Annotated in this window: 21 protein-coding genes and 1 pseudogene; 13 read left to right on the top strand and 9 right to left on the bottom strand. The window is 43.0% G+C overall.

The genetic code is table 11. The features are described 5' to 3' along the window. The first annotated feature begins 120 nt into the window (after nucleotides 1–120). The gene (locus LW728_RS14070) at nucleotides 121–372 is read left to right on the top strand and encodes a transposase (RefSeq protein ID WP_110580383.1); all 252 of its coding nucleotides are present in this window, start codon (nucleotides 121–123) and stop codon (nucleotides 370–372) included. Between the two features lie 197 nt (nucleotides 373–569). Here LW728_RS14070 and LW728_RS14075 read toward each other — a convergent pair whose 3' ends face one another. From LW728_RS14075 to LW728_RS14095, 5 genes are all read right to left on the bottom strand, one after another. Next, nucleotides 570–3,254, bottom strand: a complete 2,685-nt coding sequence (locus LW728_RS14075; RefSeq protein WP_287767040.1) for a glycoside hydrolase family 99-like domain-containing protein — start codon at nucleotides 3,252–3,254, stop codon at nucleotides 570–572. Continuing rightward, nucleotides 3,251–3,907, bottom strand: coding sequence for a hypothetical protein (locus LW728_RS14080; protein ID WP_287664526.1), 657 nt, complete (start codon nucleotides 3,905–3,907; stop codon nucleotides 3,251–3,253). Before LW728_RS14080 ends, LW728_RS14075 begins: the two co-directional genes overlap by 4 nt. Nucleotides 3,908–4,028: 121 nt before the next feature. Beyond that, nucleotides 4,029–6,812, bottom strand: coding sequence for a glycosyltransferase (locus LW728_RS14085; RefSeq protein ID WP_287767041.1), 2,784 nt, complete (start codon nucleotides 6,810–6,812; stop codon nucleotides 4,029–4,031). 13 nt (nucleotides 6,813–6,825) lie between these two features. Further along, the gene (locus LW728_RS14090) at nucleotides 6,826–7,926 is read right to left on the bottom strand and encodes a methyltransferase domain-containing protein (RefSeq protein ID WP_287767043.1); all 1,101 of its coding nucleotides are present in this window, start codon (nucleotides 7,924–7,926) and stop codon (nucleotides 6,826–6,828) included. A 237-nt stretch (nucleotides 7,927–8,163) separates the two neighbouring features. Beyond that, entirely contained in the window at nucleotides 8,164–8,286 is a 123-nt protein-coding gene (locus tag LW728_RS14095) for a hypothetical protein (protein WP_287671083.1), read from the bottom strand. A 269-nt stretch (nucleotides 8,287–8,555) separates the two neighbouring features. Here LW728_RS14095 and LW728_RS14100 point away from each other — a divergent pair, with 269 nt between their 5' ends. Next, a complete protein-coding gene (locus LW728_RS14100) occupies nucleotides 8,556–8,747 on the top strand; it encodes a DUF2949 domain-containing protein (protein WP_002738067.1) in 192 nt (63 codons plus the stop codon). Nucleotides 8,748–8,917: 170 nt separating this feature from the next. Here LW728_RS14100 and LW728_RS14105 read toward each other — a convergent pair whose 3' ends face one another. From LW728_RS14105 to LW728_RS14115, 3 genes are all read right to left on the bottom strand, one after another. Next, a complete protein-coding gene (locus LW728_RS14105) occupies nucleotides 8,918–9,376 on the bottom strand; it encodes a nitrate reductase associated protein (RefSeq protein ID WP_287767045.1) in 459 nt (152 codons plus the stop codon). Between the two features lie 76 nt (nucleotides 9,377–9,452). Continuing rightward, nucleotides 9,453–10,292: a prephenate/arogenate dehydrogenase gene (locus LW728_RS14110; protein WP_287767046.1), complete on the bottom strand. Its 840-nt coding sequence runs from the start codon at nucleotides 10,290–10,292 to the stop codon at nucleotides 9,453–9,455. Between the two features lie 5 nt (nucleotides 10,293–10,297). Further along, nucleotides 10,298–10,660, bottom strand: a complete 363-nt coding sequence (locus LW728_RS14115; protein WP_287767048.1) for a cupin domain-containing protein — start codon at nucleotides 10,658–10,660, stop codon at nucleotides 10,298–10,300. A 104-nt stretch (nucleotides 10,661–10,764) separates the two neighbouring features. Between LW728_RS14115 and LW728_RS14120 the strand changes: the two genes are divergently transcribed. Next, nucleotides 10,765–11,217, top strand: a complete 453-nt coding sequence (locus tag LW728_RS14120; RefSeq protein WP_004268743.1) for an SRPBCC family protein — start codon at nucleotides 10,765–10,767, stop codon at nucleotides 11,215–11,217. A 205-nt stretch (nucleotides 11,218–11,422) separates the two neighbouring features. On the opposite strand, the gene LW728_RS14125 is transcribed toward LW728_RS14120, so the two are convergent. Further along, entirely contained in the window at nucleotides 11,423–12,850 is a 1,428-nt protein-coding gene (locus LW728_RS14125; protein ID WP_287767050.1) for a hypothetical protein, read from the bottom strand. 65 nt (nucleotides 12,851–12,915) lie between these two features. Between LW728_RS14125 and LW728_RS14130 the strand changes: the two genes are divergently transcribed. The 10 genes and pseudogenes from LW728_RS14130 to LW728_RS14175 all read left to right on the top strand — a co-directional run. Beyond that, nucleotides 12,916–13,128: a hypothetical protein gene (locus tag LW728_RS14130; RefSeq protein ID WP_004268737.1), complete on the top strand. Its 213-nt coding sequence runs from the start codon at nucleotides 12,916–12,918 to the stop codon at nucleotides 13,126–13,128. Nucleotides 13,129–13,352: 224 nt separating this feature from the next. Beyond that, nucleotides 13,353–14,183 (top strand): glucose-1-phosphate cytidylyltransferase, encoded by an 831-nt coding sequence (gene rfbF, locus LW728_RS14135; RefSeq protein ID WP_046662580.1) that lies wholly within the window; start codon nucleotides 13,353–13,355, stop codon nucleotides 14,181–14,183. After that, nucleotides 14,168–15,286 carry a CDP-glucose 4,6-dehydratase gene (rfbG, locus tag LW728_RS14140; RefSeq protein ID WP_353845706.1) on the top strand — a complete coding sequence of 373 codons (1,119 nt, stop codon included), beginning with the start codon at nucleotides 14,168–14,170 and terminating at the stop codon, nucleotides 15,284–15,286. The genes rfbF and rfbG overlap by 16 nt, the downstream gene beginning before the upstream one ends. A gap of 74 nt (nucleotides 15,287–15,360) precedes the next feature. Next, complete coding sequence (gene rfbH / locus LW728_RS14145; RefSeq protein ID WP_149978400.1) at nucleotides 15,361–16,701, top strand: lipopolysaccharide biosynthesis protein RfbH; 1,341 nt, start codon at nucleotides 15,361–15,363, stop codon at nucleotides 16,699–16,701. 183 nt (nucleotides 16,702–16,884) lie between these two features. Then, the gene (locus LW728_RS14150; RefSeq protein ID WP_004268731.1) at nucleotides 16,885–17,820 is read left to right on the top strand and encodes an NAD-dependent epimerase/dehydratase family protein; all 936 of its coding nucleotides are present in this window, start codon (nucleotides 16,885–16,887) and stop codon (nucleotides 17,818–17,820) included. A gap of 1 nt (nucleotide 17,821) precedes the next feature. After that, on the top strand, nucleotides 17,822–18,769 hold the full coding sequence (locus tag LW728_RS14155) for a glycosyltransferase family 2 protein (RefSeq protein ID WP_287767053.1): 948 nt from the start codon (nucleotides 17,822–17,824) through the stop codon (nucleotides 18,767–18,769). Nucleotides 18,770–18,810: 41 nt separating this feature from the next. Further along, nucleotides 18,811–20,100 carry a glycosyltransferase family 87 protein gene (locus LW728_RS14160; protein WP_287767055.1) on the top strand — a complete coding sequence of 430 codons (1,290 nt, stop codon included), beginning with the start codon at nucleotides 18,811–18,813 and terminating at the stop codon, nucleotides 20,098–20,100. Between the two features lie 137 nt (nucleotides 20,101–20,237). Next, on the top strand, nucleotides 20,238–20,978 hold the full coding sequence (locus tag LW728_RS14165) for a Uma2 family endonuclease (RefSeq protein WP_287767057.1): 741 nt from the start codon (nucleotides 20,238–20,240) through the stop codon (nucleotides 20,976–20,978). Between the two features lie 115 nt (nucleotides 20,979–21,093). Next, nucleotides 21,094–21,864, top strand: a complete 771-nt coding sequence (locus LW728_RS14170; RefSeq protein ID WP_287767059.1) for a Uma2 family endonuclease — start codon at nucleotides 21,094–21,096, stop codon at nucleotides 21,862–21,864. Between the two features lie 115 nt (nucleotides 21,865–21,979). Next, nucleotides 21,980–22,321 (top strand): annotated as a pseudogene (locus LW728_RS14175) (hypothetical protein); the annotation flags it as partial.

Below are 22,321 nucleotides of genomic sequence, written 5' to 3' on the forward strand. Positions count from 1 at the left end.
GGTGATTAAAAGGAGAGGCTATGGATTTAGAAACTTTAAAAACTTTAGTCTTAGATGTTTATTAAATTGGCATTTTGCTAGTTGATTTTACATGGTAAGTTCGGAAGAACCTTAGTATTTATGTATGGGGGAAGTCCAGAAATACCAGAAAATATTATTCTCATGTTTCAACCGCCCTATTCCCCTGAATGCAATCCGATTGAACAGATTTGGCAATACTTAAAGAAAGGATTAAGATGGAAATTACCGACTTCTTTAGATGAATTAAGAAGATTAATTACCGAGAGGCTGAAAGTCATGACTCGTAAAGTAATTGCCTCAATTACAGGACGGGCTTATATTCTAGAGGCTTTATCTGTCGCCAAAGTTTAGAAAATTGGTATTATTAACTTGAACAATCAATTATCTTTCTCCTGCTGCCCCCTTACTTTTTCAGCAAGTCCTAAGTATGTTTACTCAAGTCTCTAGAGGGGACAGCCAATGTGACAGTTGAGGGTGCTGAATGTGGGGTCTAAACTTCTTTCTCTTGCCTACAACCGAGTGCCGATGTCCGACCGTTTTCTTTATATTCATTTACGAACTGTCTCTTCGGATAGATCTATCCGATAGTTTCTGCGCAATAAATTAAGGAGGTTGCGGCGGTATCGGAACCAACCGCACTCGCTCCGGGCTTTTGTCATGGCTCGCTCTCCCAATGCTGATCGCCAGATTGGCTCTTCGTATAACTGGCGCAATTTTTGCACCATCATCTGGGTGTTGAGATAGGGAACGAGTACGCCCGCATCGGGCGATAGTACTTCGGAAAGCCCACCCCCCTCGAAAGCGAGGACGGGTAAGCCTTTGTACATCGCCTCTAAACCGATTCGTGAGAAATGATCTTCGCGTGCGGGCAGTAAAAAAACATCCGCCGCTTCGAGATAGGGTAAAAGCGTCGGCCGACTTCCCGTAAAAATTACCCGATCGCTTAAGCCGAGCGTCGCCAGATCGTGTTCGCACCAATTCCGGAATAGAGAATCGTCCTGTTCCTCTCCAATCCAGAGAAAACGGAATTTTTCCGTACCGAGATGGGAAAAAACCTCTCGGACAATCGGAACGATCAGATCTGCTCCCCCTCGGGGAGCGATCGGGCCGTTGGCGAGAACGAGAAAGCTATCAGGGGGAAAATTGAATTCGGCGAGAACGCTCGGGTACTGTTCACTCGATTGCTCACCCAGATCGGAACGAATTCCAGGATAAATGACCGTTATACGCTCGTTCGAGGTACAAATATCCTTCTCCGTCAATTTTTGCCTCATCATTTCCGAAGTGACAACTATCCGCTCCGAAACTTCTCCTAGCTCCGTTAGAAGACTCGAATCTGCGAACGTTTCCCCGATGGCGGGGAGTTCGTCGAGGACGGTGAGAATCGGTATTCCGATCGAGTGCAGGGAACGAGCTAGATCGCCGGGGAGGAGTGTATAGCCTAGTGCCAGATCGATCGAACGACCTGCGAGATCTTCGAGCGTCTTCCCGATCGCTTCCGAACGGGAGAGTCCTTCACAGGTCAAAGTTTCCAGATCGAATGCCAAGGACCATTCCGGCGATTTTTCCCCAGCTTGCCCTTGCCCACACAGCAATATATAACAGATTACCCCATCCGCGGGCGCGAGTGCGTGCCGGATATCTTCGGCGAGTTGAAAGGGTGTCCGGGAGCGGTCGTAGAAAAATAAAATTCGATAGTGGGCTGTTTCCGCTTTTCGGGCGAGATCGGCGCGGGGACTAACCCACTCGACTTTCGGTCGGGTGGTGATCGCTACCCGTTGACCGTTCGGTGTTCCGATCAGACGGCATTCTTCTTGAATGGCTTGCCGGTATCGCTCGTAAGCGACCCGATCAATGTAGGCGGTAGAAATATTTTCTTCGACAGCGTCACGGGTCGCCTCTAAATAAGCCCGTCCATCCCGCAGGCTCGGTTCCAACACCGCCCCCTCAGCCCATTCGTTCCAAGCATTGATAAAGACCAAGCTCTCGCCTCCCCCCGCATTTTCCGAGGCTTGCAGGATCAGGTGGCGTAACCACTGACGGTAGGCTTGAGGACTACTATAATGGTAGATTAGCGAGCCGTGGCGCCGTCGGGCCGTATTGTCCCAAGCGAGCATCGCGCCCCGGTAAAAAGGAAAATTCGGTGCTGGACGTTCTAAACCTTTTAACATTCCGGTGTAGTAATCGCGTACGAGACCTTGAAAATTCGGATCGAGGCCTGGAACGCTTCGGGTAATGTCGTAAGCCGGGAAAAAATGGGGGGGGAACTCGACCAAGGCATCGAATCCGAGTGATCGGGGATCGGCGATCTCGAATTGCACTGCGCATAGGTGTAATCCAGGTAATCCCGCCTTTTCCGCCGCCCGCCTCCAAACCTCCGCAGTCACGAGGGCATTCGCTAGTAATTCGGGACGGTATACCAATAATATCGGCTTGCCGTCAACCTTCAAATAGTGTTGGTCTTGCAAGAGCGGCAGAACATCGAGGATAAATCGATTGTCCCCCTCCAACGTATGATCTTGGGCGAGAAGAATCTCTCGATCTCTACCGTCCCAGCGCCGGCTCCAACTCTCGTTAGCCCAACAGATACAGAATGGAAAATCCACATCATGGCGTTCGACCGCATTTTGCAGGGGACGCTCAAGAATCCGCCGACCGTTAAACCAGTAATAATAGTAACAGAAACCGTCAATACCGTACTCGCGCGCTAGGGCGACCTGTTGGGGATAAATTTCTGCTAAACGTAGATCGTAAAACCCCAGTTCGGAAGGCAAACGGGGCTGATAGTGACCAGGGAACATAGGGGTCGCCGCTGTAACATTCGTCCATTCCGTAAACCCTTTACCCCACCATTCATCATTCTCGGGAATCGGGTGGAATTGGGGTAAATAAAAGGCGATCAGCTTCGGTCGCCCCGATATTCCAGTCAACTCCCTCCCAGGTATAGGGGCCTTTGGCAATCGTCCCTTGGCCATTCCCACGGTGAGATAGTGAACTAGCGGATGAATCCCGGAACGGATCACATCGGGATTCATCGCTAGATAGTAAGGGGTATCAAAAAGAGGGCTGGGATCGAGGCTTCTTTCTGCGCCGTAGTGTAGGTAATGTTCGATGAGGGTAAAGTCGGTCTCGATCGCGTCGGGATTTTGACTTAAATAAAAACGCTCGTCGAAAAATCCACTATTTCGGATTAGTTCGACGGTCGCCCATAAATTCATCGGGGAATCAGTCACTTCTCACCTCGTGGGTTTTGAACACGATAATAATGTAAAAGTGGATTGATATCAATATCGGGATGGCTTTGTAAATAGGATAGTGTATCGAAGCACTGATTGGGATTCCGTCCCTGAAGGTAATTATCAATATAGTGTTTTAAGGGATCGGCTCCCGCCGCAGCTACATCCGGATTCATCATTAAATAGTATTCTGGATCGAATAAGCCACTGTTCGCCAGTTCTGTGTAAATTTTTTCTTCTCGCAGTTTGGTAGCTAATTTTCCAGTTGCCGTCCAGTATAAAAGTTTACTCCAAGATACAATAATCGAAAATCGCTCGAAAAGTTTTGCGAGCTTCCACGCTTTCGAGGTACGAATACCGATCAACTCGTATTGTAGTTGGGCGAGCCTTTTTCGGTAGTCATTCGTCGTCGATTCCAATTTCTCTTCTAGTTCTCGTGTTCTTATCTCTAGCTTTTCAATCCGTCGATCTCGTCGAATAATTCCAGATTCAAGAGATTGAATCCATCGAGTTTTATCGCCCATCTCCTGCAGTACACAAGCACTCCATTCTTGTAGCCTCCGCTCCGATAAGCGGGTTGAGTCAAAATCTTTCTCCTCGATCAGGTCGAGCCTCGGTAAACTATCTTTCTCAATAATCTCTCGATTCAATGGATTTTCTCTCTCCTCGATCATGATACTTGGTTTTCCCTGGAAATAATAAAGAAAAAAGTAATCTGTTGGCAAAAATAACGGGGGGCAATTCGAGCCGATGCCCGTAAACAACCCCTATTCACGAGTTCGTGGGTCTGGAAGCACCTTCCTTGTCCGTTTGCGTTGCCGAGGGGAGACCCGCGAGAACTTCCGCAAGGGTAGTTCGGATTTTTTGTCCCACTACGTCCAGCGAAAATCGATCGGTAGCGAATTCTAGCCCTTTGGCCGAGAGGGCTTCCCATTTCGGCCGCGAGTTATAGACATCGATAATAGAACGGGCGAATTCTTCGGGATCGTCCGCTACAAGTACCTCTTTTCCTTGTGTCATCCCCATTCCCTCAACCGCGATACTCGTCGCCACGACAGGTACACCGTAAAGCAGACTAGACACAATTTTTCCCTTCATACCGGCACCGAACCGAAGCGGCGCAATCGAAAGCCGAACGCTACCGAAAAGCTCGTGCAAATCGGCGATATAACCCTTAATAACAATTCTATCCGAGGCGAATTTTGCGATATTTTCTGGCATGTTAGAACCCGCAATAATCAAACGGCAATCGGGAATCTCTTGGCTAATTCGTGGAAAGATCGAGGTAATAAAAAATGAGATTGCGTCCGCATTGGGAAGATGGGCGAATTGACCGATAAAACCGATATCGCGTCGAGTATCAAAATCTATTTTTTGAGTGGTTTTCGGTAATTCTTGAACGATCGGAATCACGGATAATCTTGCAGGAGGGAAAATCTTTTTAATCAATTCGGCTTCGTCTTGACTGACAACAATAGTCCGCTCGCAACTGGCGATCGCCTGGATTTCATCTCGAAAAGTTCGGGCAACTTCATCGAAAGAATCTACTTTTTCCAAAACAGCTGCTCCTCTTGACTGCCGCAGGAAATGCAGATCGACCGTGTTAAAAATCAATTTTGCGTTCGGGGCGTAGCGATGCGCGACATCGGTATACAAGGAAGCGACATTAACTCGCGAGAGGACAATAATATCGAATTTATTTCCCTGAAGCTCGATATATTCTTCAATAGAATTAATATAAGGGCGATAAATACATTCAATACCGATTCTTTGAAGATTTTTAATGTAGGGAGAATCCCCATCATGCAAAAAATTATCGGCGATAAATGTAACCGCCCAATCGGCTTCTCTGGCCAATTTCATAAAATTAAAAATATATTCAGAGCCCGCATCTCGACCCGGGGTCGGAGTTGTAACGTCCAGCATGAGTAATTTTCGGGGAACTCGATGATCTCGATCAGGTAGATCCCGCCAGTCCGGAGCCTCCGCGTGTTCCCTTAGGGTAGTCTCCCAACGTTTTAAAAATTTCGGTTTGTTGACGGCTTGATAACGTTTAACTCCCTTGCTGAGGTCGGTTCCTGAAGAGATGCCCTCAAAATGAATGATTTTAGAAAAGCAGGTATAGATCACTTTATAACCCGCTTTCCGAACTCGGAACGCCAGATCCGTATCCTCGTAATAGGCTGGAGAAAATAAAGGGTCAAACCCCTGTAGTTGTCGCCAGAGTTCCGACGGTAAAGCGATCGACGCGCCCGAACAGTAATCGGTTTCCCGAACAAAATTATACTCGCAAGCCTCGGGATCGCCGTTCCGACCGTAATTACACCCAGAACCGTCGCGCCAGATTAATCCGCCCGCTTCTTGTAACGTACCGTTAGGATAAATCAACATGGAGCCCACTAAACCGACCTTTTCTTGACGTGAAAAGGGATCGATGATCTCGCTCAACCAATCCTGGAAAGGAACCGTATCATTATTAAGGAAAATAAGGTAATCTCCTTTTGCTTGTCGGGCGGCGAGATTACAAGAGTTTAAAAACCCGTAATTTTCCGGGTTACGCAGATAAAGAAGCCCCTCGATCAAGGCCAGTATTTCTGGTGTAGTATCGTTCGAGCTATCGTCCACCACGATCACCTCGAAAGAAAGATCGGTGTTCTGTAGCGCTAATCCCTTGAGACAGCGAAGCGTGTAGTGAATTTGGTTATAAACGGGGATAATAATACTTACCTTCGGATTCTCGATAACTGGAAAAGAAATTGTCCGCGCTTCTCGCTCTAACGGTATGGATAATTCCGTTTGGGTAAGCGTGTCGATCGTAGCGGCGACCACGGAAGATAATCTATCCGCTAGGAGCGAAGAGTAAGGGGTATTCTCAATACCGCTCTCTACGCAATGTAACAAAGGATCGATTCCCGACGCGATAACTTCTGGATAATTTTTACGATAGTATCCGACATCGAACAATGGATGGGGATTGTATCCAGCTTCCGAGCCGATCGTTAAATAATGCACCAAAGGATCGGTAGCCGATGATACGACTTCCGGACAAATTTTTCGATAATACCCCGTATCGAAAAGGGGGTGGGGATTGCGACCGGATAGTGAACCGAGCGTTATGTAGTGCGCCAGAGGATTCATCCCGGAATCGGCCGCTTCCGGGCAGGTTTTGAGGTAGTATTCCGTATCGAAAAGGGGGTGGGGATTGCGACCGCTCGCCGCACCAACATCTAGATAATGGCCGAGGGGATCGATACCGAGCGCTTCTACTTCGGGATTTTGTCGGTAGTAGTAACCCGTATCGAATAGACCGCTCCGCCCGATCAGGTGGGCGATCTGGCGACGTTTCAACCGATCGGCGATTTGAAAAGTAATTGTCCAGTAGACAATTTTCAGGATTTGTCGAAAGGGCCTGACAGGAGAAAGATAGCTCCTTTTCAGGGTATTATTTAAGTATAAACGCTCTAGTTTCTGTTGTTTTTCTAAAAGTTTCGACTGATGGAACTGTAAATCGGTTCGCTCTACAATCTGTTCGTTTTCGCTCGTTTGATCGTTCATTTTCATTTGAATTCTATTTTACGTTTAATCCTAAAGCTAGTTTGACTCGAAACCAAAGTTGACGCAATTTCCAAAATTTACTGCTCTCGATCGCCTCAATAATATTATGAGCGCGACCCCATCCTTGTTGCGCTTGCTCGAGATCGAATTGTGACTGTTTCCACCGCCGACCGATTAGTCGTAATTCCTCCCGCGTCTGTTCCAACTGCAAGGAGATAGAGCCAGATTCCTCCCGCGTTTTTTCTAGCTGGCTGCGGGTGGATTCTAGTTCCTCCCGCGTCTGTTCCAACTGCAAGGAGATAGAGCCAGATTCCTCCCGCGTTTTTTCTAGCTGGCTGCGGGTGGATTCTAGTTCCTCCCTCGTCCTTTCTAGTCGATCTATACTTTGTCGATAGTTTTCTCGAAGTAAATTATGTTGATTCTCTAGAGATGAGGGAAATGCCCGTACAATGAATTGAAGAGTATCTATATCCGGTTCTTTCTCGAGTTTTTCGACTAAAGATGCATCATGCGAATAACTTTTTTCAAAAGGCATCTGTGTTCGTTCGGTCGCCTCGATAGAATACCCCGTATCGAAAAATAATTCTTCGAGAGTTTTACGGGTAAAAAACCGTAAATGAGTATTGTCTAAAATTCCTACCTCTTGATAATCGAAGTTTCCCTGTAGCAAAGATAGACGGATATTACCGTGCGCGATATTGGGAATTGATGCGACCACATAACCACTAGGAGCAAGAACTTGGTGAGTTTCTTGCAAAATACGCCAAGGATCGCGAAGATGTTCTAGGATGTCCCCAAATACAACCACGTCAAACAAGCGATCACTCAAAATTTCCGCTAGAGAAACTCTTTCTAGATCGACAGCAATGACTTCTTCACAAAAAGACCTCGCTATTTCAGCCGCTTTTTGGTTGATTTCAATTCCGATAACAGAACACCCTTTTTCGCGAAGAAGGCGTGCGAGATAACCAGTCGCGCACCCTACGTCTAAAACTTTCTTATTTCCTCCTATAAAATTAATCATTTTTTTTAAACTTGAATTGTTTTCGATATCTGACTCCTTTAAAGATTCGGGCAGTAAAGGATAATCTTTTTGCCAGTTGCCATTCATCATAAACGCCAATTCAGACTTAATTGCATAACCGTCCTATCTATCTTCGTAGAGTACCTCATTCCGGGTACGATAGTCAAGACATTTTCAAGGATGATTGTTAATTAAGTTTACCCATCTTTCTACCTCCTCTGGCTTAACGATTTAAAAATTCGTACCCTTGAGAAAGAATTGTCTTAATAGTCCATTTGCTGTTGATAATCTTGTAAAATCTCGATGGTTTCCGGTTCTGTGGAGCCATCATCGATGACAAGGATTTAAAAGTTTTGGTATTTTTGTACTAAAAAATGCGATCGCACCATCGAGATAGCGACCTTGATTATAGCAAGGAATAGTCACGGAAACTTGAGGAGCATGACTCATTGGGGGCAATTCTCTCCTACTCGAGCAAAAACTAGGTTATCAATAGCTTATCCCAAAAGCTCCCCTTTCTCGTTTTTCTGCCTCAAGGAAGTGTTGATATCCCCACTAGCAATTTCGGGATAGTAGGACATATTCTGGATAAATCCTTAAATTATTCTGATGGTTAAACAAAATCACCCAATTGGGTGATCCCCGTGAGGGAAGCATCTCTTTTTAATAGAGAATAAGTTATTCAATAATCAGATTGTCGTTATAAATGATCCTTAACCATGGAAGCTCATCAACAAAAACAACTCCGCACTTTCCTCTTGGAGAAATTAGCAATTTCCCCCCGTTCCCTCGATATGGCTGTGCGTCTCTGTGAAGCATCGGTGGGTTCTTTGCCGATGGTTTTATGGCAGTACGGTTTAATCGATTTGTCGCAATTGAATCAAGTTTTTGACTGGATGGAAACTGTCTAATTATTTTTCAAGAATAGGACATTAATTATCATTTTTATTAAGAAAATTGACCAAGCTCTAGAGCAGCAAGTTACTGCAATTTATTTAATTTTATACCCCTTGATCGTCATTTTGCTTGTCATCACAGTAAGGTAGAAAGAAACTTAATTAATATGGCATAGGTTCTTCAGTTAGGCATCGACTATATGGAACTCTTTGATGGCTGGATAGAAGTTGAGATTTTCGTGACCAGGACGACTGAGTTTAATCAGGGCAAACCGTTGGGATGGTTGCAATTTTTGCCATTGTTCTAAACTAATTTCGATCTGGAATTCTCTGGCTTTTTCTCGGACTGTATCGGGTATCTGGCTATCATCTAGCCAAGCGGGATGCGGATCTATTGCCAGTTTTCCTGGGGGATTGCCAGTTTTTTCGGTGATTAATTTTTGCAGAAAATCTCGATAGATTTTGGCTTCTGCTGCCGTCGTACAAGCCATATTAACTAATACCATTCTTTCCGGTTGACCCAACTGCATCCAATGGGATAATTTTAATTTAACTCCACAGGTATCTAGTTTCATTCTCACGGTCATCGGTATACAACGTAAGGAGTCAACAAATTCGGCTTCAAAGTCGAAAAAGGTGGTCATATCATTTCATTGGGTTGCTGAGTATAAATCTATGATACAGTGCCGTGGGATAATTGCTAGGGGCAAAATGGTATTTTTATTGAATAAAATTGTCTCGATATTGATTACTAGAAACGAGAATTTTCTCTAGTTCCTGCCATTTTTCTCCTGCAATATAGTCAATAATTTCATCAAGATTTTGCCGATAATTTGTCAAGGATATCAATAAAGCTTGACGATTGTATTTAGCCATCATTAAACCTAATTCGGGATTGCCACCACCGACGCGACTGGTATCGCGAAAACCGGAACTAGCTAAATTTTCCGCTAATTGGCGAATATTCAGGTCTTGTTCTTTCGCACAAGCTTGGATTAAACTGGTACTAATCATTACTGGCAGATGGGAAATCCAGGCCACGGCTCGATCGTGTTCTTCGGGGGAAGAATAATAAATTTGACAGCCTAATTTTTCTACTATTTCAGTTAAGATTTTCACGGCAAAATGAGGAGTAGATTCAAGGGGAGTAATCAGATAGGGGGTATTGACAAATAATCCCAATTGTGCTGCATTGATTCCCTGTTCAGTTTTCCCAGCCATAGGATGACCACCGACAAAATTCGGCCATAATCGACTACAATTGGCCACGATCGCCCCTTTAACCGATCCCACATCGGTGACAATGGCTTGGGGTTTTAAATAGGGAGTTAATTTTTCCAAAGTTGGCACAAGTAAATGTATGGGAGTACAAATAAAGATTAAATCGGCAGTAGCCAATAATTCTAAACTGGTACTAGATTCATCTACCACTCCTTTTTCTACGGCGATATCACAAGTGGATTGTTGACGAGAAACTCCCAAAACCTTATAAGCTTGTGATCGAAAATCTAAACCCAAGCAACCACCGATTAAACCCAGTCCGATAATGCCAATATTCATTAGTTTTACTCAAAAATAATTTCGTCTTCTACTCGCCAAGCAGGATCGACAATGCACAAGAAAACTAATGGTTCCTCCCCACAATTATGAATATATTGTTTAGCTAGAGGAGGTATATAAATGGCGGCACCGACAGTCACTAATTGCACTTCCTCATCGATGTGCATTTCCCCTTGTCCTTGCATAATATAATAAACTTCCGCAGTTTTTAAAGCGTGGGGAGTAGAAGTTTCCCCCACATCTACCCATGCGTGGGCTAAACTATAACGTAGATTTAACGGTTGTTTATCGGGATGCAATAACTCGCGCAATCGGGTATGATCACCGGCGATGAATTCCTCACATTCGAGCAGGTTTCTGATTAACATAGTAAAATTAAACCGCGAAGATTGTTTTTATTTTATCATTGAGTCAAAGACTAAAGACTAATAGCCGTTATCATAGAAATATTCAGCATCGCCAGAATTAACGAATGACTTGGTTAGAACATAGTGTACAGGTAGAAGTGGACGCGCCGATCGATCTGGTTTGGGAGCTATGGTCAGATTTAGAACAAATGCCCCAGTGGATGAAATGGATCGAATCGGTGAAAATTCTAGAGGAGGAGCCAGAGCTTTCCCGTTGGAAGTTAGCCAGTGGTGGTCTAGAATTTACTTGGTTGTCACGGATACTGAAAATTGTCCCCCACCAGATGATTCAATGGGAATCCGTGGACGGGTTGCCTAACCGCGGGGCAATTCGTTTTTATGACCGTCATGGTAGGAGTATTGTGCGACTGACAGCATCCTATGCTATACCCGGTTGGTTAGGAAAATTGATGGATAATCTTTTCCTCGGTCGAGTGGTGGAATCAACTCTGCAAGCAGATCTAGAGCGTTTTCGCCTTTATGCGCTCAATATTGTCAATAATACGCCGCCAAGGTGAGGTAATCACCGGTAATAAGCTGTTGACTATCTAAAGCACTTGTTAAGACTGTCTATGAGTAAGGATAGTGCGAGCATTTGTACTAAAATCAATACTAGGTTTAAATGCAGTACAGCTTATTGCTGACTACCGACAACCGACTCCCCAAAAGGAAAACTTCCTAAGAATATCCCCAGCAAATTGCGCTATCACGGTGGAGTTATTGCTACTCGATTTTATAGAGATAGGCTTCTGGGGTTTCAAGAAGGGGAGTGATCGGGCGCTCGAGAGGGGGAGTTTTGACGAGGGTAAAAATTGGAAATAAATCGTTCATTTGGATAGCCATTTTAAATTTCGGCTGGATGTAATAACTACCCGATGGGCAGGCATTGGTGATCTTTAGCTCTCTTTTGGTCATAAAGGTATCGATATAATCGTACTGACCATGCTCTTTTCTTTTGCCTTTCTTGGCTGGATCACAAAGGGTTAAACCGACCGGAATCTGATTGATAATTGCCACTGTATCGGCCACGGATAGGAGCCTTTCGGAACCGTATTTACTGGCAAGATAACGTTGATTGAAATAGAGATTAGTTGCGATAGAATAGCCGATGATAATTGCTAGAACTAGAGCGAGTATCCTGTGGAAAGTCTTAGTCAAGTTTAGATAGGCCAGACTAGCGATCGCCAAGAGGATAGGAGCAAACCAGAGTAAGATTTTACGATGGGAATAAAAATGCTCATCAGGATAATTAGAGGAAGCATAGAGAAAAATTATCCAAGTAATCGCAAAAAAGCCGATCAGTGTTTTATTGCCTCGATATTTTTTGATGACTATGTATAGAGAAATGCCGAAAAAAATAACCGAAACTACGACATTGAAAATCGATATATTGTCATTCAAAAAAAATACTTGATTGCCCAGATAAACCGTTTCCCAAATTGCTTTAAATAGACGAGTGAACAGATTGCTCGATGGTTCACCGCTCGCCCCCTTCGCCGTGAGTGCTCTCACGATTCCCCTCGTATTAGCGAAATTCCGAACGATCTCACTGTGCCAATACATAAATAAGGCGAGATTTGCCGAGAGAATCGATAGAAAAGGCAAAAGACATTTAATAGTATTCTTGCGATTGCGATAAACAAACCATAGACAGGCAATAACACAAGTCACTGGGATAATTAACATCGTGGTGGTGTGTAAACTCACCAATATAGCGACGGTAATCCCGAAGAATATCCAAGCTATAGCCTGATAGAGCAGCGGCTTACTCGTTTCCATCTGGAATCGATAGAGTAAAGCAAAAACGAGCAGGAAAAAGGGTATTGGGCTAGGGGCCCAGGAAAAATTATTAATAAAATAGTCCGCATAAATCGTGCTATACCGAAATCCTGCCAAACTGGACAGGAGAAGACGTTTATCTTGTTCTACATTTTCTAAAAGTTGATAAACAAAGTAGATTAAGAGCGGAATCGATAGAAAAGAAAATAGTCCATTGGTAAGGACTTGAAATTCGGGAGCGGTACCGAAAATTGTCAGAGGGAACGCTAAATAACCATAGAGGGGGGGAATTGCGAATCCATATCTTCCCCCCCCCTGCGAGTCCCAATTGAGGAAAGTTTCCCTTCCACATATCCATCCAAAAGTAACCACCGCTAATCTGATCGGGATCGGGTCCGATATCGAAGGTAACATATTCAAAAATACTGACAATCCTGGTGAAAAAGGCAAAGGCGATCGCTAGAATCCCTAAAATCAGTGCTGTTACTCGGACTTTATTGATTGATTTCCCCATAAGTGTCGGTATTTTTATCCTAAAATTGTCTAGTAGCTTTGCGACCGTATCCCCGAATATTTATCTTGGCATGGTAGCGCAAATTTCTAGTCCTACTCGGTTGGAATTTAGCTTTGCCGCTCAAGATGAGGTATAACCTGATTTAGCATCGCTGGCTGACGGACGAGTCCCGAAAACCAAAACCTCGTACCTCACCATTAGGACAACTGCCATAAGATTCAAGGGACTGTTTAACTATAAACTGCGTACACCCCCTCAACAAAAATTTTTTTAGACAAATCTTGTCCAAGATTGGGAACCCCGTGTTAAACTGCCTCGATAAGATGATGTCACTCTCAAGACCATTCACTATATAATCCAATGGTAATACAATCGGTCAGTTTAACAGTTAAGGACTATAAGTCTAATATTCCCGTGGCCATCTTGTGTGGTGGCAAAGGAACCCGACTGCGGGAAGAAACCGAATTTCGACCTAAGCCGATGATTGCCATCGGAAATCGACCGATTATTTGGCATATCATGAAAACTTATGCCCAATATGGGTTAACTGACTTTATGCTCTGTCTAGGGTACAAAGGGGAAATAATCCGGGACTATTTCTTTAACTATGATTGGAATCAAAGTGATGTCCTCTTAGAGTTAGGCAATAAAAAAGTGACCAAACTCGATAGTGGACACCAGGAGGAAGACTGGCGTATTTGGTTAATTGATACGGGACCCGAAACCATGACGGGAGGCCGTCTTAAACGTCTCACCCCTTACATAGAGAGAAGTGGAAGCGAGATCTTTTTGGCCACCTATGGGGACGGGGTTTGTGATGTGAATATTGCGGATCTGTTGGATTTCCATTACTCCCATGGGAAATTAGCCACGATGACGGCGGTTCGTCCTTCTTCTCGCTTTGGCGAGTTAATCATTGAGGGTAATTTAGTCACTCAATTCCAAGAAAAGCCCCAAACGGCTGAAGGATGGATTAATGGGGGGTATTTTGTCTTAAATCGCAAGGTTTTGGATTTAATTGAGGGGGATGCGACGACTTTTGAAGCACAGCCCCTAAGAACCCTGGCTGCCTTGGGAGAACTCGCCGTCTATAAGCATGAAGGGTTTTGGCAGTGTATGGATACTTACCGAGAAATGGAAATGCTCAATCACCTTTATGACACTGGACAAGCTAGATGGAAAATATGGTAAAGAAAGCATTTTGGCCGGGCAAAAAAGTCTTTATTACTGGTCATACGGGCTTTAAGGGGTCTTGGCTGGGGTTTTGGTTACTCCATCTAGGAGCAGAGGTAAAAGGCCTCAGTTTAGCTCCCAATACCACCCCCGCCTTATTTGACCAATTAGACTTAGCTCAAAACCTGAGTCACCATATAGGAGATATTCGAGAGCCTGAGTTAGTGACTCGTTTAATCGCTTCATGGCAACCGGATGTAGTCTTTCATTTAGCGGCACAACCCCTAGTGCGGCTTTCTTATCTTGAGTCGGTGGAAACGTGGAACACAAATGTTATGGGGACTATTCACGTTTTAGAGGCCCTCAAAAGCCTGACTCATCCCTGTGCCGCCGTGTTTATTACTAGCGATAAGTGCTATGAGAATCGGGAATGGGTCTATGGTTATCGGGAAAATGACCCTTTAGGGGGTTACGATCCCTATAGTTCTAGCAAAGCTGGGGCGGAATTGGCGATCGCATCTTGGCGCAGTTCCTTCTTTAAAACCCCTCAAACCCCCATCGGCATTGCCAGCGCCAGGGCCGGAAATGTCATCGGTGGCGGAGATTGGTCCCTAGACCGGATTGTACCCGATGCCATGCGGGCCTTGATGAAGTCCGAAGCGATTCCGGTGCGGAACCCTCTAGCGACTCGCCCTTGGCAGCACGTTTTAGAGCCTTTAGGGGGCTATTTACGGTTAGCTGAGTTGGTTTATGAGCAGTTGATGACGGCTAATTGGCAGCAAGACAGCCGGGGGTTATATGGAGCGTTTAATTTCGGTCCGTCTCTGACTTCTAATCGTCCGGTTAAAGAGTTAGTTGAGTCTATCCTACAACTTTGGCCAGGGACTTGGCTCGATCAAAGTGATCCGAATGCTGTTCATGAGGCTAAATTGCTTAATCTAGTCACAGATAAGGCTTTTCATACCCTAAAATGGCAACCAGTCTGGGATTTTCGGCAAACCCTCAAGGAAACCGTGACATGGTACTATCAAGCGGCTCAAATGGACTCTGAAGATAAAGCACAATTCCAAGACCTTACCCGCCAACAAATCGAATATTATCAAAGTTGTTTGATCGATTAGCGAATTCAAGGCTGATAATAGTGCAAATTAAGTGATAATTAAGTTCAAATTTCTCCCCTGAAAGGAAATTAACCATGACTCAATCTATTTCTCCCCCCAATACCAATACTGAAACAGAACTGCGAGAGCAAGTCTTTCAAGCCGTACAAGAATACTACAAACACAAATTTCAACCCCGGGCTTTTGTGGCGGGGCAGACCTATATTCCGGCATCGGGTAAAGTATTTGATGAGCAAGAATTAGTCAAATTAGTGGATTCTTCCCTAGATTTCTGGTTAACGACGGGCAGATATGCGGCGGAATTTGAGGAACGTTTTGCCCAGTGGATGGGGGTAAAACATTGTTTATTGGTCAATTCTGGCTCTTCGGCCAATTTAGTGGCTTTAAGTGCCTTAACTTCCCCTAAACTGGGGGAAAAACAACTTAAACCGGGGGATGAAGTCATTACCGTCGCCGCCGGTTTCCCGACTACAGTTAACCCCATCTTTCAAAATCAGCTAATTCCCGTCTTTTTAGACGTTAAACTACCCGGTTATGACCTCGACATCGAGCAACTGGAATCGGCCTTGTCAGAGAAGACTAAAGCGATTATGATTGCTCATACCCTGGGAAATCCCTTTAATTTAGAAGCGGTGATGGCTTTTGCCGAAAAACATGACCTCTGGGTAGTTGAGGATAACTGTGACGCGGTGGGAAGTCTTTATAAAGGGCAAAAAACCGGCACCTTTGGGCATTTAGCGACGGTTAGCTTTTATCCTGCTCATCACATGACCATGGGAGAAGGGGGAGCCGTTTTAACCAGCGATACCCGCTTGAAAAAGATTGTCGAGTCATTCCGTGACTGGGGCAGAGATTGTTGGTGTCCTCCGGGGGTAGATAATACCTGTAATAAGCGCTTCGGTTGGCAGTTAGGAGATTTGCCCTTTGGCTATGACCATAAGTACACCTATTCTCATGTGGGTTATAACCTAAAGATGACCGATATGCAAGCCGCCGTCGGGGTAGCGCAACTGGATAAATTGCCCGGATTTATCAAAAAGCGTCGGGAAAATTTCGACTTTTTGCATCAAAAGTTACAGGAGCTTCAAGATGTTTTAATTCTGCCTGAAGCCAGCCCGGATTCTGAACCGAGTTGGTTCGGGTTTCCGATTTTTGTTAAGGAAAATGCGCCTTTTAGCCGCAATGATTTGGTTAAGCATTTGGAGGAAAAACGCATCGGCACAAGGCTATTATTTGGAGGAAATTTATTGCGACAGCCTCTTTATAAGGGGTTAAATTATCGAGTCGTTGGGGATTTAAGCAATGCCGATAAAATCATGAGTAGTGTTTTTTGGCTGGGCATTTATCCCGGATTAACCGAGGAGATGTTAACCTATGTAGCAACGACTATCCGAGAATTTTGTCATGGCCAATAAAATTCCCCAACTTTTGGGACAAAATTTCAGGTTAAGGAAAATATGGCGGCTCTTCTCGTTTCTGTGTGGAAGGAAGAAGAATAGGGATAATTTTACAGAAGTATAATCTTCAAAGTCTTGCTAGGCAAGACTTCTAGGAATGGTGCGCCCTGATTATTACAGAAAGTCGAGAAGACCCAAAATATGAAAGTATTGATTACCGGTGCCAGTGGTTTTGTTGGTTCCCATGTAGCAAGGCTTCTAATAGCCGAAGGGTGTGAGGTACACGCACTTGTGCGAGAAAACGGCGAACAATGGCGAATTCAAGATATTCTCCCATCACTACATTTATGGCAATCTGACTTAGTAGCATTTGAAACAGTGAATGCTTATTTACAGAAAATCAAGCCCGAATTGTGTATTCACTTAGCTTGGTATGTTGGGTCAGGAAAACAACTAAATTCTCGGGAAAACTTGAATTCATTCCAGGCAAGTCTCAATTTATTCTCTCAACTAGCTGAAGTAGGTTGTAAGCGGTTTGTGGGTATAGGGACTTGTTTTGAGTATGATTTCAATCTAGGATATTTTTCTGAATCAAGTCCGACAAAACCCATCACCTTATATGCAGCGACCAAGGTGGCACTATTCACTATTTTACAACAACTAGCCCAGAGCGCCGAAGTAGAGTTAACATGGGTTCGTTTGTTTTATCAGTATGGTCCAATGGAGGATGAGCGACGGTTAATTCCGTCGGTTATTTGTTCACTGCTGCGGGATGAAGTGGTAAAAACAACTAAAGGTGAACAAGTTCTGGATTTCCTTCATGTTGAGGATATAGCATCAGCAATTTGGGCAGTTGCGAAGAGCAACGTTTCAGGTGTAGTTAATGTTGGTTCTGGTCAACCTGTAACCGTTGGACAAATAGCACTTGAACTTGGTAATTTATTAGGTAAACCTGATTTAATTCATCTGGGTGCTTTACCTTACCGTCCCAATGATCCCATGTTTATTTGTGCTAATAATGAGTTGCTTAGAAAAAAGACCGATTGGACACCTAAATATAATTTAACGACGGGATTAAAAAATACAATTGAATGGTATAAAGACCATTTAAACATAAATAAAATTGAGGAAATTTAAGATGAGTAAAAAATTAATTAGTGTTGTTACTCCTTGCTACAATGAACAAGATAATGTTGAGTTTTCATATACTGAGGTCAAAGAGATTTTTGCAAGATTAGAAAAATATGAATACGAGCATATTTTTATCGATAATGACTCTCAAGATAAAACAGTCAGTATATTAGAGCAAATCTCTCAAAGCGACTCTAGAGTCAAAATTATCATTAACGCTAGGAATTTTGGCTTTGTTCGTTCTACCTATTACGGCCTCTTACAAGGAACTGGAGATGCGGTTATTTTAGTCTTCGCCGATTGTCAAGATCCTCCCGAACTAATCGTCGATTTTTTAGAAAAATGGGAGGAAGGCTATCAAGTTGTTAAAGGAATTAAAAGATCTAGTCAAGAGAACTCTTTGGTCTATAGTGTGAGAAGATTTTATTATTTTTTAGTTAGAACCCTATCAGAAGAGATTGACTTAACTTCTAATTTTACCGGCTTCGGTTTATATGATCACAAAGTGATAGAAGCATTGCGTTTGATCGATGATCCTTATCCCTACTTAAAGGGTCTTATTTCAGAAGTCGGTTTTAAGAGTGCTAAAATCGAGTATCATCAGAAAGTCCGAAAACGAGGTAAGAGTAGTTTTAATTTTTATCGAATGTACGATCTGGCAATGCTGGGCATCACTACCTATTCTAATTTTCCGCTAAGATTGGCGACAATGATCGGGTTCGCTCTATCTCTAGTGAGTTTTCTGGTCGGTCTCGTGACTTTGATTTTGAAGCTTCTGTTTTGGAACCTTTTCCCCATAGGAATAGCGGCGATCATTATCGGATTGTTTCTTTTTTCTTCTGTACAGTTATTTTTTATAGGTATTTTAGGAGAATACATTGGTTTGATAAATAGACGAAGCTTAAAAAGACCTCTAGTGGTAGAGAGAGCGCGAGTCAACTTTGATATTAAATAGTGAACAGTATTTTTGACAATCCGAAAGGGGAATTTATTAACATGGAACGCCATACTAAAATCAGATTTCTTAGCACAATTATAGTTATAGGCTTTGCCATCGCCGTTTTTTATCACTACACGATGGGAGCTTATTTAGGCAATCAACAGCCTCTTAATAGTTTTTTATTTAAACCTAATGATAAGTTTAATGACTTTTGGAACATGGTTAACTTTATCAAGGAACTTAATCCCTACAGAAGTGATGTTTATATTTTTGGTATATATTATCCATTGGGGGAGTTATTTTTCTTCCCGTTTACTCTATTTAAGAGCAGAGATTTAGCACTATTAGTATTTTTGAGTATTTTTTTAGTCTGCTGGCTATTTTTCATAATCAATAATTTTTCTCAGACTAATAGATTAGACAATTTTCGTGATATTTTTGTGATTTCCTTCATGAGCTATCCTTTTCTATTTACTATAGATAGAGCTAATGCAGAATTATATACGTTCTTGTTTTTATGTGGTTTTGCTTACTTTTATAATAGCTTAAATCACTATAAATCGCTTTTTGCCTTAATTTGTCTATCCCTAGCAATTGCGATGAAACCATTTCCAGCAATTTTTCTAGTCCTATTGGCAAGCGAAAAAAAGTGGAAAAATATCCTCTATGTAATTATATTTGCCGCATTAATAACTATTTTTTCTCTGCTGTGTTTTCAGGGAAGTATTTTAGAAAATATTCAAGGATTGAGAAGAAATCAAGCAATGTTTGTGAAATATTATGTGATCGGATCGGGAGGTTGGCCTTATGGGGTCAGTTTGTTCGGGTTGATCAAGGTTATTGCCGCTTTTGTCTTAAAGATTTCTAAAGATATTGGTATAATCTCATCATCAGATATAGTGCGAACATTTTTTGATTGGGTTTCACTACTTTTGAGACCCTATTCTGTACTATCGTTAATAATAGTAGGATTGGTAAGTTTATACATTCTGACTAAGGAGAAAATTTTCTGGAAAAAACTAGCTCTTTTAGTTTTTGTGATGAATGTTATCCCCCCCACATCAGGAGATTATCGACTTCTCAATCTTTTTATTCCTTTGGCTTTTTTTATTAATGAATCAAAGTCAAGTAAGTTTGATTTAGCCTATCTGCTCCTGTTTGGTCTTTTGCTCATTCCCAAAAATTACTTTATTATTCCAGCCATGACCGATATGGGACTTAGTATAGGAGTTATTATTAATCCATTGTTAATGTTAATATTTGGGTTTTTGATTATTAAGGAAGGATTAAGTAAGACAACAAGAGATATACCCAAACAAAGCCTTGATAGGTCAGTTCGAGAATAAGTTTAACCTGATTGCCCAATTGTGAGAGACAATAGACAAAATATGACTAATACTGACAATTGCGATCACAATTGTGTTGACATTGATGATAGTTTATGATAAGAAAGTGGCATCAGTTGTTCACCCCAACTTAACCAATGGCTCAAGAAACCCTCCTAATTGCAGCTAACCCACAAGGGATCAAGCTACCACCGACCCAAGATGAGCTACCTTCTGATGATGGTATTCCCATGGAAACCCAGCGACACGGACTGCAAATGCAGTTATTAGTTAGACCTCTCTCCTGGTGGTTAAAAACCCAGGGACGGGAAGCGTTTGTCGGAGGCAATATGTTTGTTTACTTTAGCCCCAATCAAGTGCGTAAAGAGGATTATCGCGGGCCCGATGTATTTGTCGTTGTGGACGTGCCTCGAAAAGAACGGAAAAGCTGGGTCGTCTGGGAAGAAGAAAAAGCTCCTGATGTGGTGATTGAGTTGCTCTCTGAAAGTACAGCGCAAAAAGATAAAGAAGAGAAAAAGCTCATCTATCAGAATCGTTTGCGGGTGACAGAATACTTTTGGTATGATCCCTTTGACCCAGAAGATTTAGCGGGACATCGCTTAGAAGGGGGTGTTTATAAATCTTTAAACCCAGATGCTCAAGGCAGGTTCAGCAGCAAAATATTAGGGCTGGTGTTAGTGCGGTGGCAGGGAATTTATGGGGATGAACAAGAGCCGATTACTTGGCTACGTTGGGCAACAGCAGAGGGGCAATTGCTCCCCACCATAGAGGAGTTGGCCGAGCAGGAAAAGCAACGGGCCGAGCAGGAAAAGCAACGGGCTGAACGCTTGGCAGCAAAATTAAGAGCGCTAGGGGTTGAAGTTGATGATAGTGTATGAAATAATTGCAGGCATTGTCCACCTATAGGTCTATTTTATAATTAATTTAATGCACCTACTTAGTCGTGGACAGTTTATGAGAGCTTATTAAATATAGGAAGGACTGTTTACGACAATGACACCATCTACAATTAATTTGTTCAAAAAATCACCGCCAATCACCTGGGAAAAACTGCCAGATGATTTTATTCTACCTGACGAACCTGTGGACAACAACTTGCAACCCCTATTAGCAGCAGCTTTACGAGAATCGTTAGAATTAGCAGGACTAATTCTGGAATCGATGCTAATTGCCTCTAATTTTGGCTTGTGTGCCACCGTTAAAACTCAAACTGTTGTCAAAGCACCTGATTGGGTTTATATTCCCTCAGTAAAATCTATTGCTAGTGGAGAAATTCGGCGCAGTTACACTCCCCACCTCGAAGGAGAAATTCCAGCAATTGTCCTAGAGTTTATCTCGGAAACCGAAGGGGGTGAATATTCCATCAACCCTCACTATCCCTATGGAAAATGGTATTTTTACGAGCAAATCTTACAAGTACCTGTCTATGGAATATTTCAGCCAAAAACCGGAGAATTAGAAATTTATCGATTGAATCAAGGAAGATATGAACAACAAAAACCTAATGAAAACAATCGTTATTGGATAGCAGAGATTAACTTATTTTTGGGAGTCTGGCAAGGAACCAAAGCTGAATTTACTACTAATTGGTTGCGTTGGTGGGATAAGTCGGGAAATTTGCTATTATGGGGCAGTGAGTTAGTAGAGCAAGAAAGGCAACGAGCCGAGCAGGAAAAGCAACGGGCTGAACAGGAAAAGCAACGAGCCGAACGCTTGGCAGCAAAATTAAGAGCGCTAGGAGTTGAAGTTGATGATAGTGTATGAAATAATTGCAGGCATTGTCCACCTACAGGTCTATTTGATAATTAATTTAATGCACCTACTTAGTCGTGGACAGTTTATGAGAGCTTATTAAATATAGGAAGGACTGTTTACGACAATGACACCATCTGCTATTGATTTACCGACAAAATCAACGATAATCACATGGGAAAAACTGCCAGATGATTTTATTCTACCTGACGAACCTGTGGACAATAACCTGCAACCCCTCTTAGCAGCAGCTTTACGAGAATCGTTAGAATTAGCAGGACTAATTCTAGAATCGATGCTAATTGCCTCTAATTTTGGCTTGTGTGCCACCGTTAACAATCAAACTGTTGTCAAGGCACCTGATTGGGTTTATATTCCCTCAGTAAAACCCATTGCTAGTGGAGAAATTCGGCGCAGTTACACTCCCCACCTCCAAGGAGAAATTCCTACCATCGTCCTAGAGTTTATC

The organism is Microcystis sp. 49638_E5 (genome assembly GCF_021300285.1).
Lineage (GTDB): Bacteria > Cyanobacteriota > Cyanobacteriia > Cyanobacteriales > Microcystaceae > Microcystis > Microcystis aeruginosa_C.

What these genes read in the sequence shown, in the direction of transcription:
- LW728_RS14165 (WP_287767057.1), top strand. Translation starts at nt 20,238, where the DNA reads ATGGCTCAAGAAACCCTCCTAATTGCAGCTAACCCACAAGGGATCAAG.
- LW728_RS14110 (WP_287767046.1), bottom strand. Translation starts at nt 10,292, where the DNA reads ATGAATATTGGCATTATCGGACTGGGTTTAATCGGTGGTTGCTTGGGT.
- LW728_RS14150 (WP_004268731.1), top strand. Translation starts at nt 16,885, where the DNA reads ATGAAAGTATTGATTACCGGTGCCAGTGGTTTTGTTGGTTCCCATGTA.
- LW728_RS14105 (WP_287767045.1), bottom strand. Translation starts at nt 9,376, where the DNA reads ATGACCACCTTTTTCGACTTTGAAGCCGAATTTGTTGACTCCTTACGT.
- LW728_RS14115 (WP_287767048.1), bottom strand. Translation starts at nt 10,660, where the DNA reads ATGTTAATCAGAAACCTGCTCGAATGTGAGGAATTCATCGCCGGTGAT.
- LW728_RS14070 (WP_110580383.1), top strand. Translation starts at nt 121, where the DNA reads ATGTATGGGGGAAGTCCAGAAATACCAGAAAATATTATTCTCATGTTT.
- rfbG (WP_353845706.1), top strand. Translation starts at nt 14,168, where the DNA reads ATGGAAAATATGGTAAAGAAAGCATTTTGGCCGGGCAAAAAAGTCTTT.
- rfbF (WP_046662580.1), top strand. Translation starts at nt 13,353, where the DNA reads ATGGTAATACAATCGGTCAGTTTAACAGTTAAGGACTATAAGTCTAAT.
- LW728_RS14095 (WP_287671083.1), bottom strand. Translation starts at nt 8,286, where the DNA reads ATGAGTCATGCTCCTCAAGTTTCCGTGACTATTCCTTGCTATAATCAA.
- rfbH (WP_149978400.1), top strand. Translation starts at nt 15,361, where the DNA reads ATGACTCAATCTATTTCTCCCCCCAATACCAATACTGAAACAGAACTG.
- LW728_RS14085 (WP_287767041.1), bottom strand. Translation starts at nt 6,812, where the DNA reads ATGAACGATCAAACGAGCGAAAACGAACAGATTGTAGAGCGAACCGAT.
- LW728_RS14170 (WP_287767059.1), top strand. Translation starts at nt 21,094, where the DNA reads ATGACACCATCTACAATTAATTTGTTCAAAAAATCACCGCCAATCACC.
- LW728_RS14155 (WP_287767053.1), top strand. Translation starts at nt 17,822, where the DNA reads ATGAGTAAAAAATTAATTAGTGTTGTTACTCCTTGCTACAATGAACAA.
- LW728_RS14120 (WP_004268743.1), top strand. Translation starts at nt 10,765, where the DNA reads ATGACTTGGTTAGAACATAGTGTACAGGTAGAAGTGGACGCGCCGATC.
- LW728_RS14090 (WP_287767043.1), bottom strand. Translation starts at nt 7,926, where the DNA reads ATGATGAATGGCAACTGGCAAAAAGATTATCCTTTACTGCCCGAATCT.
- LW728_RS14100 (WP_002738067.1), top strand. Translation starts at nt 8,556, where the DNA reads ATGGAAGCTCATCAACAAAAACAACTCCGCACTTTCCTCTTGGAGAAA.
- LW728_RS14160 (WP_287767055.1), top strand. Translation starts at nt 18,811, where the DNA reads ATGGAACGCCATACTAAAATCAGATTTCTTAGCACAATTATAGTTATA.